We start from the raw sequence: 14,822 nt of genomic DNA, 5'->3' as shown, positions 1-14,822 counted from the left end.
TCGCATTTTTGACGAAACAGACCGACTCCGTGCACTTCTTAAATTCGGAATCGCATACCAATCTACTTATCTATCATTCGCTGCATACTCTGCATCCACGCAGCTTTGAAAGCCCCATCCCCGGCAAACAATTTATACAATTCCAGCTCGTCCTTCCTTCTACGTAGCATGACTTCTTTTAGAATTTTCTCGAATGCCAACTCCCTATTATGGGGGTCAGGATTGTTTTGATATTTGCTCTCAAAATCAGGATGTTGTTTGATACTTTCGGCAATGTTTATGAATTTGACCTTCTGCTCTTCAGGTGTGGCGCTCCAACCTTGAAACCAGCGCTCATTAAACGAGCGGACAATATCGTCCAGAGGGTCCAGCTGTTTCTCCCCGTCATACGCGCCTCGCGGATTGGGATTCTGAGGATCCAACTCTGTATCTTCCTGATCCAAGTTAATCGCCTGATTCAGTTTGACCCTCTGCAGACCGTAGGAACTAAGGTCTACTGACTCCAGAAGCTCATCAATTGAATCGGAATCCGGGTCTTTCACCTTCAGCTTAGGTACGAGGAATTTCAGAAACCAGAATAGCTTTTCCCAAGCCACAATCTCGTACGGCAGGATTGATGCCATCTGCCCGTATATCTTCACGTACTGCTTAGCCTTGATCTTGAAATCAACTTTCTCATCATCGTCCAGATCCAGCTCATGCTCGAACCGCGATGCCGCCACATCAATAATTGGGCTCAGGGTCTGGGCGTCCTCACCATTGAAATAGCGCTTTACGAAATCCTCGACTTCGTACCATTCATAGACGCCCGCCTCATCCATCGCATCCTTGAGCTCATGGAGTACATTCACATCCGTGGCGCCAGACAGGGATGTGGCGGTATAAAACGGATCAAAAGCGGTTTTGATATCGTCCGTGGAATTGAAGAAATCAAGAATGAACAGATCTTCCGTTTTCTTACCCAACTTGGGCGCGGAACGATTAAGGCGTGACAGGGTCTGCACACACATCACTGAGGCCAGCTTCTTGTCCACATACATGGCACAGAGCTTTGGCTGATCAAAACCGGTGAGGTACTTGTTGGCTACCACCAGCAGGCGATATTCGTCCGTATCAAACTTGTCTTTAGTATCGTTATCTGAGAAGCCGTTGATCTCGGCTTCGGTATACTCGATACCATCCACTTCCTTCGTGCCCGAGAAAGCCACAAGAGCCTTGAACGGGTTGCCATTCTTTTCTAACAGCCGACTGATGGCCTTGTGATAGCGAATCGCGGTCTCGATATTCTGAGTCACCACCATGCCCTTGGCCTTGAGCTTCTTTGCATTCACCACCTGTGGAATGAAGTGCTCAAGCATAATCTCCGCTTTGGTATCAATGGTCTGCTGGCTACGTTCCACATAGGCACGCAGCTTCTTCTGGGCCTTCTTGGTATCGAATAAGGGGTTTTCGGCTATGGATTTTTCAATCTCATAGTAGCCCTTATAGGTGGTGTAATTGGCCAACACATCAAGAATAAAGCCTTCCTCAATGGCCTGTTTCATGGAATACAGGTGGAACTCTTTGTAGCTACCATCCGCCTGCTTCTCGCCGAACTTTTCCAGGGTGGTGTTCTTGGGCGTCGCGGTGAACGCCAAATAGGAGGCATTCCCTCGCATTTTGCGCGAGCGCATGGCTTTCAGGATCTTGTCCTGATCGTCCTCGTCATCGTCCTGTCCCATAGCCCGGTTCATGTTGTCGTGCGCGGTACCTGACTGGGAGCTATGTGCCTCATCAATGATCACGGCAAAGCGCTTGTCACCCAGATCCTCGATTCCGTCCACAATGAACGGGAATTTCTGGATGGTGGTAATGATGATTTTCTTACCGCTTTCAAGCGCGCTTTTCAGCTCTGACGATTTAAAAGCCGGCGCGACAATGTTCTTTACCTCGGAAAACTCCTTGATGTTGTCCCGTATCTGCCTGTCCAGAAGTCGCCGATCGGTCACTACAATCACGGAATCGAACAGCGGCTGATCCATCGCTTTGCCGCCAGCAGCCTCAGCAGTGTCCGGGTAAGTCTCGATCAGCTGATAGGCGGCCCAGGTAATCGAGTTGGATTTCCCCGAACCGGCAGAATGTTGAATCAGATAGGTGTGGCCCACACCATGCGCTTCTGCATGGGCAACCAGCCTGCGCACTACATCCATCTGGTGATAGCGCGGGAAGAACAGCGTCCGCTTTCGCAGTGGGTCCTTGCTGCTGCCATCCAGACGCACGAAATGCTGGATAATGTTGGCCAGGCTGTCTTTGGTAAATACTTCCTGCCACAGGTACGCACTTTTGTGCCCGTTGGGGTTGGGCGGGTTGCCCTTTCCGTGGTTATGGCCCTTGTTGAACGGCAGGAAATAGGTCGCTTTCCCGTCCAGCTTGGTGGTCATGTAGACCTCGTCCGTATCCACGGCCATGTGGACCAGACAGCGTGCGAAATGCAGCAGCGGCTGATGGATATCCCGGCTTTCACGATACTGCTTCTGGCCATGGTAACGGGCGGTCTGCCCGGTCCAGGCGTTCTTCAGCTCCATCGTCACCAGTGGTATACCATTCACGAACAGCACCATGTCAATTTCGTGCAGCGGATTGGCTAAGGAATAGCGGACCTGCCGGGTACAACTGAAGATATTGCTCAAAAAGTTCTGTTTCACCTTCTCACTGCTGCTAGCGAGCGGAGCGGGGTACATTAGATGGAAATGGGCATCATCCACCGCCAGCCCCTTTTTGAGCAGATGCAGAATGCCATGTTTCTTGATGAGTCGGTCATAACGCTCAAGAAGCTTGCGATCCCAGTCGGTGGGATTGTGTTTTTTGAGTTTGCCCAGCTCTTTTTGCTGAGTCTGCTCGAGAAACTGCCAGAACTGCTTTTCATCGATGGCGTAGTGGGCATTGAAGTCCATCGGCAGCCCAAGCCGAAAACCATTACTGGCTACCAGATCATCCGCCGGGGTCTCTTTTACCTTGCCAGCCTGCATGATGGCCTCTGTGGTCATGCCCGTTAATCCCTGCTCGATGGCAGCTTCCAACGCCCGCTCATTGGTTTGGCTGACCATACTCCCCTCCTTGCCTGTAATGTTTTTCCAGCAGTGCAATCATGCGTTCCTGATGTTCGGCGATCTGCTCCTCACCCCATACCCCGTCAGCCTGATCGTAAAACTCAAAGATGGCTTTGAGCTTCAAAGAGTCATAGCGGAGCTTGCCTCGGAAATCTTCCCGTTTCTTGCCAACCGTCTGGTTACTGTAAGAGGAGTTTTCGCCCGGACTTAACAGTACCAGGTTGCCAAAAGCATCCAGCGCCGTTTCGGATATGGCTTTTCTGTATTCCTCATGCTGAGGATGCACATGCTCCACGGAGTTCTTGGAGGTAATTCGGTATCGCCTGAGCTTTTCATCGCTCTTGTCGCCCTGCTTCCAGAGCAAATACTCCAGTTTCTGGAACCAGTAATGCTCAAAGCCGGTGCCCTGGGCACTGTTGAGATAAGTTTGGATGGAAGCCCAACTCTCTGTTGCGGGCACTTCGCCTTTGGCAATTCTGAAGCTGGCTTCTTTCTGGGTTTCGGTGGTCAGCGAGAGCTGGTTATCCAGCTTTTCCATTACATACAATACGTCTTCATCGCTCATGCCGGGTTGTTCCACCAGCCGAGCGAGCAGCGCCGTTAGCCAGTAATGGGCGGAACGGTCGCCGGTGAAGTTACGCACTGCCTGCAACTGGGCCTGCGCTCCCAGCTCCCGAGCACTGCGGTTGATGTAATACTTCCCACTGGAGGGCGAGCGGCTGATGTTGGTCAGTCGCAACTGCGGGTCTTCGCTGTCATCGTGCTCTACCCACTTCACCACCTGGGTATCGAATTGATAACGCACCTGCCACAGCGTCTGGATAAACGCCTTGATATCCGCTTCGTCTTTGCTGAGGAGGCGCTCAAAACACGCCATCAGGTTGGTGGCCTTGATACGGGCTTCAATATCCGGCCAACCTTTTCTGACGCAGAACACTCGAAATGCATGAATCAACAGCAGATCAAAACCCACGATTGAACGACAGTAGACGGTTTCGTCTTCAATGCTTTCCTCGGTGTCGTTTTCTTCTTTCGGTTTAACGTTGTCGGCTGTCCTGCCCGCCTTGACCTCATCGAGCAGGTGTAGCAGTGTCATTCCAGACGCTTTACTCTCACCTTCAACGCTTCCACCTACATTGGACTCAAAGAACCTGCGCTCATAGGCACTCAAGTCTTTGTACTCAATCGCATTCCAGTTCGCATTGGGGAACAACTGGCGGAGATTGCGTTCGAAGTAGTTCTCCATGTGCTCGCAGGCCTGCCAGATGGCGCTGTACAGGGGCGTCTCAGTAGTGATCTTGCGGAACAGCTTGGCTTTCAACAGGTCCACCGGCTCCAGCTGAATACCTGCCGTGTTCATGCTCGCGAACAGGCGATTGAGGTCCATGCTCTCCGGGACAATATTGTTGATCCAGCTCACCTTCCTAAAGATGTAATCGGCAAACCCTTCACGGCTGAACTTATCGCTTTCGGACAACTTCTCTACCTGCTGTTTGAGCACGCGCAGGTTCGCATCCAGATGGGTAAGGTAAGGATCATTCTTGATGGCATCCGGGCCGGGGCGGGCCATGCGCTCCAGGCCCGCGTAGCTGCCCAGCAGATTGCCCACCGCATTACGGATCTCGAAGCGGAGCCTCGGCTGGTCACCCAGTACGGAGGCGTCGGCCAGTTGCGATTGCACATCGGCCGCTTTGAAGGCCAGTGACAGCAACATCAGGGTGGTGGTGCGCTGCTGACCATCAATAAGCTCGTACACCTTCGAGCCATTCACATCATGCTGCGCTGACAGTACGCTGCCGATAAAGTAATGCGGCTCTTTGGCGCCAAAGGCATCCCGAATGTCACCAAAGAGCTTGATCACATCCTCATCACTCCACACATAGGGACGCTGGTAGCTCGGTATCACAAAGCCCATGGCAGCGTTGCTGACTTTTTCCAGCGTCAGCACTTCTGTCCTTACCTGATGCTCAACTGCTGCCGTCATCGCTGCACTCCGGCTACTTTCTGGTTCAAGGCTGGGGCAAATCCCTTTGCATACTCACTGACCTCCAGCCCAAGCTCGAATTGCTCGCAGACAGCTTTCACAAACCGCTGCTTCACGCTGTTCTTGTCCAGATTGCTGGGGTCCACCTTCAACTCAAAAGCGTCGAGAAAGGCAAAGCACTGTGCCGGGGTATAACTGGCGGCAATCCAGTCCAGTACGGGATACTTGCCAATGAAGGAAGGGATGGAATTTTCCCGCACGGATTTCTGATTACTGACCCGGCGGGAATACACCACCCGGAACAGCTTTTTGGCGGCCTGCTCCAGTTGGTTTTCGCCGAACTGGCTAATATAGAGCAGCAGGCAGGCTTCGTAGAGTTTTTCCAGGTAACCACACCCACCCAGATCTTTCAGCCATTGCACAAACTGCTGATAGCCAGGCAGATGCGGCAGGTCTGGCTGCTGCCAGTAGCGTTGGTGCAACTCCTTAAAATAGGCCAGGTAGCGGATGCTGTTGATGCCGGCATTCAGCGGCTGGCGCACCTCGTAGCCCTGCTGGTCCGTCTGCTGGCTGATCTCGCCCGCCAGGCCGACCTGACGACGGATGCGGCCATAGGCGACGTCGTCGCCATCACCGGTAGCCTGCGCCAATTCGTCCACAATACAGTCACGGATCAGCTTCTTCTGGTTGTGGGACGGCAGCTCTCGAGGCTTCACACTTTGCCAGAAGCGGCCTTTCAACAAGGCGCTGACGGTGCTGTCCAGTTTGCCCATGGCCTCCCACTGCCGGGCAAACTGTGGCTGGAGCGATTTGTTATCAATCGCCCGCAGGTGATGCGCCTTGATGATATCCGGCCCGCCCAGCCGCACGCCGCCGGTGTTCTGGGTTTCAAAGAAGCGGTAGGCATCGTCTTCGGACTGGGTAATTACCAGGGTGAATTGCAGCTTGTTGAAGTCGATCCAGTTCCGCACCCGATCCAGACGGTCGCGGAGCCACTGGAGGTTATGCTTGATCTGCTGTTGGCTGATGGGGTGTTCGTAGACCAGGCCGCCGATGCTCAACGGGTCGGAATCCAGTAGGCAGCCCATCAGCGCCAGGGTGGTAATGCGCTGCTGGCCATCGATGATATTCAGCTTATCGCCTTCCTGATGCAGGATCAGGCTGCCCAAATAATAAGGCAGTTCGGCCTTTCGCTGGGTGTGCGACGAGATATCCTGAAGCAAACCCGCCAGTTGCTTGTCCCGCCAGCAATAGGGGCGCTGGTATTCAGGGATGGTCAGCGCTCCTGCCACCGTCTCGTTATCGCTGGTGATAATGGTATTGGCGCTGGACGATGACTCTGGATGCAAACGTTCAGAGAAGAGCTGGGCAGCGCTGCACGTGGCGACCTGTACAGTCATGCTGGATCAGGCCTCCACCATATCGGGTGTGATTCGGATTTTTCCGGTGACGGCGCTGTTGATTAAAGTACTTCTATACTCCACAACTTTGATTATTTGCTTCAGAAGTTCACTAATCGCAGCATCAATAACTGCATGGTTTTTTTCGATTTCCTCGACCACCTGGTCCTGAGTTAATAAATCTGGAACAGGAAGAAACAACTCTGAAAAGTCCTTGAACCTAAAATCTGTAGATCGCTCTCTAATCCCTTTCGCTAAAGATTCTATAAACCCATTCAACGCTAAATTTCTTAGATATAAAGCATAATATTTTGAATTAACTTGGGCCCTATCGAAGGGCCTACATACGGCATAAACTGGACTCGACTTCCCATCAGAGTCAGAAACACCGATAGCGCCCGCGAACGCATCCATCGCATGGATAACCAAGTCCCCCTTTCTCACCCCCTGATAGCCGTGCTCCTTGATAGCAAAAGTGAAGCCATCTGACCTCCTATTCGATCGCAATGTAACTTGGCCATCCCTGAAACATGTAACCACTTCATCGCACCCTCTCACCGGCCTAGACTCCTTCTTGAATATATATTTCCCTCTACGAACCTCCCAATGAGCCGGAATCTCCCCAACCCAGTCGACGCCGGAATCTTTCATGGGCACATTGGGATCAAGGCCCTGGGTGACGGTTTTTTGGATAATGATTTGCTTGCGCTCTTTCAGCAGGGCGATCTGCTGCTCTTTGATGGCAATGGCTTCGTCGATTTGGGTGGTTTTTTTGTCGAGGAATTTAGCGATTATCCTTTGCTCTTCAAACAACGGAACTGGAAGATCAAGATTGGCGAAGTCATTAAATCTGAAGTCAGTAGACCTTTCTCTTATTCCTTTGGCCAAAGAAGCCACAAACCCTGAAAGAGCCATATCCCGCAAAAAGTAGGCATAAAACTCGGGGAGCACCTCTCCTTTATTTCTTGGAACACAAGCAGCATAGACCGGAGTTGATTTTCCATCGGAATCAGATACTCCAATAGCACCCGCAAAGGCGTCCATGGCATGTATGACGAGATCACCTTTCCTGATTCCCTGGTAGCCATGTTCTTTCATCGCGTTGGTGAAACCTTCAGTACGGCGATTCTTCCTCAGCGTTACCACTCCGTCGCGAAAGCATGTGACAATTTCATCCTCACTTCGAACAGGTCGCTCAGCTCGACTGAATAGCCACTTCCCTTTTTCGATCCTCCAAGACTCTGGAAATTCTGACACCCATGTCATCTTGGAGTCTTTGTACGCCTCATACTTTGGAAATTCAGCAATACTCAACATCACCACTTACCCCTGCACCTGCTGAACATCCACACCCAAAATCTGTGCAATCAGTCCCTCCGATTTCTGCTCCAGACTGATAATGTCCTGGGCGACCTCTTCCAGTGAACGAAGCGGTTTGTGGCGGTAGAAGTATTTGTTGAAGCTGATTTCGTAGCCGATCTTGGTGGAATCCAGGTTGATCCAGGATTCTTCCACATGGGGCTTCACTTCTTCCTGGAAATAGTTGTGGATGGCTTGCTTGTCGCCGTCCTTGAGCAGGGGGATGGATTCGCTGTCGCGCAGGTCCGAGCACGGCTCGTAGGTGAGGTATTCATTGGCTTTACCGGTGGGATACAGGCCGTAGTCCGGTAGTTGATCCTGGGTGCAGTCGTACCGGTGCAGCAGTTCATCCAGCTTGTCACCATTGATTTTGACGACTTTCTTGACCACCTTTTCGGCGGTTTCGTCGTACCAGCTCACAGCATTGAGAATGGCGTTCTTCTCGGTGGCGGAGAGCTTGATCTTTCTGGCCTCAAGTTCGACGTCTACCTGCTGCTTGAACTGGTTGAAGTCGTTGAACTCGCCCTCACCAATGGCGGCCATGAGTTCACGGGCGGTTTCCACCAGAGCCTTGAGGCTGTCCCAGCGTTTAACGTCCAGCAGCTTTGTTTTGGCCTTGGTGTTGAGGCTGATGTCGTTGTCTTCACACCAGGCCATGACCGGCTTTTCGATACTTTTCAGGAAGCTTTGTTTATTGTCCTTGCCGTGACCGCTCTTGTCGTAGACCTTGTCGCCGTGTTCGGCATAGAGGTACTCCATGACTTCGCTGATCTGCTTGTCGAAGCGCAGACCGGCAATGCGCTCTTCGGAGAACTGGGCCTTGCGGCGGTCCGGGCGTTCGATGGTGACCTTGTGGTAACCGAAGTCTTCGTTGCGGAATACCTGGCTGGCGATGTCGACGGGATCGTTGTTGTCATCCGACTCCCGCTCGATGGCGGCGCAGTCCAGGTAGGTGCGGGTGATTGCCTCGATATGCTCCGGGGCGAATTCGCAGTTCTTGTTGCCCAGGTTCTTGCGCAGCTTGCGGTACAGCAGGCTGGCATCGATCAACTGCACCTTGCCACGGCGCGGTTCCGGCTTGTTGTTGTTCAACACCCAGATATAGGTGGTTATGCCGGTGTTGTAGAACAGGTTGTTGGGCAACTGGACGATGGCTTCCAGCCAGTCGTTCTCGATCAGGTAGCGGCGGATGTTGCTTTCGCCGCCGCCGGCATCGCCGGTGAACAGGCTGGAGCCGTTGTGGACCGAGGCGATACGACTGCCCTTGGAGCCACTGGCCGGGTCCTTCATCTTGCTGACCATTTCCATGAGGAACAGCAGTTGGCCATCGCTGGAGCGCGGGGTGGCGTCGCAGTCTTCTTCATTGCCCCAGTAGTCCCGGAGCTTGATCTTGAAGCGCGGGTCGATCACGTCGCCGCCATCCTTGATGTGCTTCTGTTCCGAGGCCCAGCTTTTGCCGTAGGGCGGGTTGGAGAGCATGAAGTCGAAACGGCTGGAGGCGAACTCATCGGTGGACAGGGTGGAGCCGACCTTGATGTTTTCCGGGTTGTTGCCCTTGATCATCATGTCGGATTTACAGATGGCGTAGGTTTCGTCGTTGATTTCCTTGCCGTAGAGGTAAATATCCCTGTTGTCGGAGGGATATTTCTCTTCAATGAAGTTTTGCGATTCGGTGAGCATGCCACCGCTGCCACAGGCCGGGTCGTACACAGTGAGAGTGAGCGGCAAGTCATTCTTGATGGGATCAAACACCAGGTGGGTCATCAGCTCGATCACTTCCCGCGGAGTGAAGTGTTCCCCGGCCTCTTCGTTATTTTCCTCATTGAACTTGCGAATCAGCTCTTCAAACACATAACCCATGCCCAGGTTGGATAGCGCAGGTAGTTTGTAGCCATCCGGGTCCACGGTGTCGTTGGGGGTGAGGTTGATTTTCGGCGAGACGAACTTCTCCACCACATCCAACAGCACGTCCTTGTGGGCCATGTGCTGGATTTTACTCTTCAGCTCGAACCGCTCGATGATTTCATGGACGTTGGGGCTGAAACCGTTGAGGTATTCCTCGAAGTTTGCCAGCAGGATCTGCCGATTATTGGTGGCGGTGTTGTACAGGCTGGTGAGCGTCCACTTGGAGACGTTGTAGAACACATAGCCGGAAGCTTCTTTGAGTGGTTCTTCGTCCAACTCAGTGGATTCCATCTCCTCCTTCTGGTATCGGACCTCGTCCAGAACGGCTTTTTTGGTGGGCTCCAGCAAGGTATCCAGGCGACGCAATACCACCATCGGCAGTATGACGTCACGGTACTTTCCTCGCACATACACGTCGCGCAGGCAGTCGTCGGCGATATTCCAGATAAATGAAACGAGTTTATTGTGTACGCTATGGTCCATTCGGTTCCCTGTTTACGGCTTCTCTTTAATTAGTTTCGGCGGAAAGCAATGCCCGGCGCTGATTCAGGCTAAAACACGCTCAGCAAGCATTGTCACATGCTCTATTTCGCGGATTGGTGAAAATTTTGAAGCATTCAGGCTTATTGGCTAGCCCTAACCTTTGCGTTTTTCCACACGGGCAATGTAAATCATTTAGCCCATTCCGGTGGATGAAGCGCATTTCAACGTGTTGGTCGAAGCGAGAAATGTCGAGTGCTCAGAATCCCCCGCCCTGACTAGGTTTCACGCCCTACCTCAGCCGGAAAGCCAAATTCTTGTTCAGGAGCGCTGAGCTCGCAATCAATTCACCGTGCGGTAACGGTATTTCCTGGCTATCTACTCTGGCCGCAATATGGGCTGTCTAGCCAACGGCAAACGGTGTTTACTGGTCGACTACTGTTTCCGGCTACCACATTCTATCTGCCTGAGCTTCGAGGCCGGTTTACAACCCAGACCCACTAGTCGCGTTAGCAACTTATTTTTAGCTTTTAACTTCAAGACCCTGAAGCTCACAGTAAAGGTAAACCAAACTCTCTAGAATTCTAAGGGACGACTTTTTACCAGAATTTACGTGTGACCAGAAAGCAATTCCTGTGCAGCGATAACATGAGCTCAATGGCGTGGGAATAAAAATGGGGAGTATCGCGCGGGTTCATGCTTGGAGGTGGTTTTTGGATTCACCTCATATCCAACGCTGGAGCTGACTCTAGTCGGATCTCGTTCTTGGTGCTACTGAAGGTTTCTTTAGCGATGGCTGGAGACCTCGCCCTTGACGTGACGAATGCAACCGCCACCACTAGGCCGTTTCGAAGATTCAAGAGGTAAGCTATTGCTTCAGATTTCAATAAAAATTGGAGGCGCGGGTCGGAATCGAACCGGCGTACACGGAGTTGCAGCGCCCCACGGCTGATTCACGTTATTCATTTCAAAACAGTACGTTACGGCTTTCCCCCTCCGTTTCTTAGCGCTCACAAGCGCACATTCAGATCCCCAGTTATCAATAACATACGATAGCGTTGTCGACGTTGTACCGGCGGTCACGGAGTCCCTGGACCGGCAACGACTGCCCCGCTCACCTCTCACTTTCACGCAGCCAGGATCTCAGCATTTCCGTTTATAAGAGCGCGGATATTTTGAGTGATATACGCGCGTGTGTGCATGCGCGTTGGGCAGGCTGGATCAGAATGTAGGAGTGCTTCGGAAAAGTGTAACAACTGTAATAAGTGTAATATTTGCTTATAGCTATCTGATTTTATTGATAATTACTTGTTACACTTTTGAAGGTGAAAACGTAACGTTGTTACACTTACTGAACGTAACAAGTTGCGACTCCCTACCCTAATAAAATCAACAATGTAGCATTTGCGTTACGTTTTGTTGCACTTTGGGTGTAACAGGTTTTACCTAATAATTTCAGTCACCTATAAGCCGTTTTTAGGCCTTGTTACGTTGTTACACTTTTCCGAAGCCCCCCCTACTTCTCAGCATCTGGTATACCACTAATCAATGACTTAGAAGTCATGCCGCGTTTGAAATTCCTGGCCGTTGAAAAACCTCGGTACCAAGAGCGCGCAGGCGGGGCGGGGTGACCGCGAGCTTCGGGTGTGAGCACCCCTACCGGGGGGGTGGCAGATCTCGGGCACAAAAAAAGACCACCCGAAGGTGGCCAAACGCTGACGCAGTCGTCGAAAGAGGTTCAGGCGCTGGGTTCGCCCAGGCTGTAGGGCCGGAAGCGGATCACTTCCCTGCCCACGATGTCGTTCATTTCCAGCAGCCGCTCCTGCAGTGGCTCCAGTTCGTTAGCTGCGAACACTCGGGCGGCCTTTTCCGAATCACCGAAGCCGCTGGTGTTGGTCGGAATGATGCCCATAAGCTGAGGCGGCACACGATGGCCGGCCAACTGGTCGTCACGGGTGGCGTTCTTGATGTTCCAGAACTCATCCTTGGCCGCGACTTCACTGACCGGGATCACCTGCATGCCGTCTTTCTTCCCGTTCGGGGCATACATGAACAGGTTCTTGAAGTTGCCCGGCCCCTTGCTTTCCCGCAGGGCCTTGCGAAGGGCATCGATGTCTTCTTGCTTCTGAGCCGGATCGGTCATGTACATGATGAACCCGGCGTGGCTGCCATTCTGGTAGTACTTCCGGCGAAACAGCGTGGCGCTCTCGTTCAACCAGGCCGATTGTAGGGATCCGATGTAATCCGGAACGCCATAGAGCTCCTGGTCAATGTCGGGCTCCATCAGGTGAACAATGCTCCCTCGAGGAAACTCCTGCTTCTGCTCCCAATCGTGCACCCACCAGTACTGATCCTCCTCAACGCCACGGCGGCAATACTTGGCAAGTGCGGGCCGGATCCGCACCAAGTTGCCGAGCCGGTTCTCGATCTGTTCACCGTAGAGGTTGCCGAACACCAGGTAATCCAGCGCCATGCGGGAGAAGTCCTGCCGGCTGAGATATTCCGTCGGCTGGAACGATTTCACCAGGATGTTCCGTTTCACCTGGAGAGCACTGCCATGGTGAGCGGTTGCCCGGTAGGACTTGGCCAGCGCCGACTGATCCACCGGCGGTTCGTAGTAGTCCATGCCAGCCATCCAGCAGCCGGTGTAGAGCATGTCGTACCGGTCCATCACCGGTACCGGGTCACCGAAGGTGAAAGCTTCAACGTGGGGTTTGCTCATCAATAAATCTCCATCATGCTGCCACCTTTCTCGGTTGGCCCTTCGAGGGGTTCGTTTGCCAATGCGTGCATAACCGCCCACGCCAGATCGGCGTGGCCAGTATCTTCACGACGGCCGGATTTGTAGGTGATGTGGCGTTGGGAATCTGTCATCCCGCGGCGGATCGCCATGAAGCTCTGGGCCATATCGCTCCAGCCGGCATCGAACTGGAGCCGGCCGCGGTCGATGATGTTCTGGGTTTTGATTACCAGGCGGGCCTTCACATCCGGGCTGTAGTTGAACCGGGTTACGGCTGGGAAGAACTTCTCCACCAATTCGGCGACCGCTTCACCCAGGCCGGTCGTATCGATCCCGATGTAGGCCACGTTGTAGCGATGGGTGAGCTTGCGGATCTCCTCAGCCTGCTGCTCATAGTCCAGGCCCCGGAAACGCTGCTTCTCGATCACACGGTGAGGCTTGAGGTTGGATCTCGATGGAGACACCACGGCAACCCCGGCTCCGTCGCCATCCTCGCTACCGCCTGCTGGGTCGTAACCGATCCAGACCGCACCATCTCCGAGTGGCCGATCGGTGTATGGTTTCAGGTCCCGCCACTCAACCCAGCTGTCCACCATGCAGCGCTGCAGCTTGGCGAGCGGGAACACGGCATGGGTGTCGTCCACAAACTGGCACATCAGCAGGTTCGCGTATTCATCATCGGAGTACTCGAGGCGCAGCTGGTCGATATCGAACAGGTCGCACCCACCGGCCATGGCGTCTTCCACCGTGACGATCTGGCGCCATTGGCCATCGCCGCAGGCCATGCCGTTGGCCAGCGCAGCGTGGGAAGTATCGATGCTCACCCGCTTATCCTTGGCGCGGCGCTTGTTGAACAGCTCGCCGGTCCAGAACGGATAGGCATCGTGGGTGATTGCAGACGGTGTGGAAAAGTAGGTCTGGCTCCACTTCTTGTGCATGGCCATGCCGGAGGCCACCTTCCGGAACTCCTGGAAGTTCTGGATCCAGAAGTACTCATCCATGTACAGATCGCCGTGGTAACTCTGGGCGGTCCGGACGTTGGTACCGAGAAAATAAAGGGTCGCGCCATTGGGCAGCACCAGCGGATCGCCCCGGAGCTCAACCCCGCAAGTGTCCTTGATGAACTGGACGATGTACTGCCGGAAAACATGAGCCTGGGCCTTCGAGGCACTGAGGAAGATCTTGTTCTTGCCCGTGTGGAACGCATCCACGATCGCTTCCCGGGCAAAGTACCAGGTTGCACCGATCTGCCGTGACTTCAGAATGTTCCGTATCCGCTGGGTAAGGCCCGCCACTTTCCACTTGTGCTGATAGTCGAAAAGCGACTCATCGAAGGCCTTCTCTATGAGTTCCAGACCTTCCTCGCCGATATCGTTCTTCGCCTTCCTGGGTGCCCGGTTCCGCTCCTGGATCTTCGGGTTCAGATCCGATTCCCGCCCTGTCTCCTCGTACTTGTGCACCCTGGCCAGGCGCTCAAACTGGCGCCCCAGAAGGTCGATTTCCTTGTAATCCTTCCCTTCCTTCGGGTCCTTGAAAATCAACTGGATCATGCGCGATTCCAGCGAGCTCTCCACCCGCTCCATCGGTGGCGCGTCGTCCCACTTGAACCGCTTTCGCCAGGCGTTGATCAGCTGCGGGCTGACATCCAGGTGCTCCGCGATGCGCGAAGGTCGCCACCCCATCCACAGCAGAGTGCGGGCGGAGACGAACTGTTCTCTGTATTCCGATTCGACGACTTTATCCATGCAGCCAGCGTAAAGGCTGCGCGCGAGGGTTCAGCGTGCGGTGTTTTGTGAAGTGTGGCGATACAAAGGCGGCAGGTTGGCATTGAATGCCCTTCCCACGAATCTGAGGGCACTTGCACG

7 protein-coding genes are annotated in these 14,822 nt (G+C 53.5%); all 7 read right to left on the bottom strand.

The features are described 5' to 3' along the window. Window positions 1-62: 62 nt before the first annotated feature. A complete protein-coding gene (locus DKK67_RS09775) occupies window positions 63-3,086 on the bottom strand; it encodes a type I restriction endonuclease subunit R (protein ID WP_111496167.1) in 3,024 nt (1,007 codons plus the stop codon). Beyond that, entirely contained in the window at window positions 3,067-5,073 is a 2,007-nt protein-coding gene (locus DKK67_RS09770) for a DUF262 domain-containing protein (protein WP_111496166.1), read from the bottom strand. Before DKK67_RS09770 ends, DKK67_RS09775 begins: the two co-directional genes overlap by 20 nt. Next, the gene (locus tag DKK67_RS09765; RefSeq protein WP_111496165.1) at window positions 5,070-6,473 is read right to left on the bottom strand and encodes a DUF262 domain-containing protein; all 1,404 of its coding nucleotides are present in this window, start codon (window positions 6,471-6,473) and stop codon (window positions 5,070-5,072) included. Before DKK67_RS09765 ends, DKK67_RS09770 begins: the two co-directional genes overlap by 4 nt. A 6-nt stretch (window positions 6,474-6,479) precedes the next feature. Then, window positions 6,480-7,790 (bottom strand): restriction endonuclease subunit S, encoded by a 1,311-nt coding sequence (locus DKK67_RS09760; RefSeq protein ID WP_204355761.1) that lies wholly within the window; start codon window positions 7,788-7,790, stop codon window positions 6,480-6,482. 6 nt (window positions 7,791-7,796) lie between these two features. After that, the gene (locus DKK67_RS09755) at window positions 7,797-10,220 is read right to left on the bottom strand and encodes a type I restriction-modification system subunit M (protein WP_111496163.1); all 2,424 of its coding nucleotides are present in this window, start codon (window positions 10,218-10,220) and stop codon (window positions 7,797-7,799) included. A 1,735-nt stretch (window positions 10,221-11,955) separates the two neighbouring features. After that, window positions 11,956-12,939, bottom strand: coding sequence for a phage portal protein (locus DKK67_RS09750; RefSeq protein WP_111496162.1), 984 nt, complete (start codon window positions 12,937-12,939; stop codon window positions 11,956-11,958). Next, window positions 12,939-14,702 (bottom strand): terminase large subunit domain-containing protein, encoded by a 1,764-nt coding sequence (locus DKK67_RS09745; protein WP_111496161.1) that lies wholly within the window; start codon window positions 14,700-14,702, stop codon window positions 12,939-12,941. The genes DKK67_RS09750 and DKK67_RS09745 overlap by 1 nt, the downstream gene beginning before the upstream one ends. Window positions 14,703-14,822: the final 120 nt, after the last annotated feature.

Source organism: Marinobacter bohaiensis, assembly GCF_003258515.1.
Classification (GTDB): domain Bacteria; phylum Pseudomonadota; class Gammaproteobacteria; order Pseudomonadales; family Oleiphilaceae; genus Marinobacter_A; species Marinobacter_A bohaiensis.
This window is presented reverse-complemented; position numbering and strand designations above follow the sequence as displayed.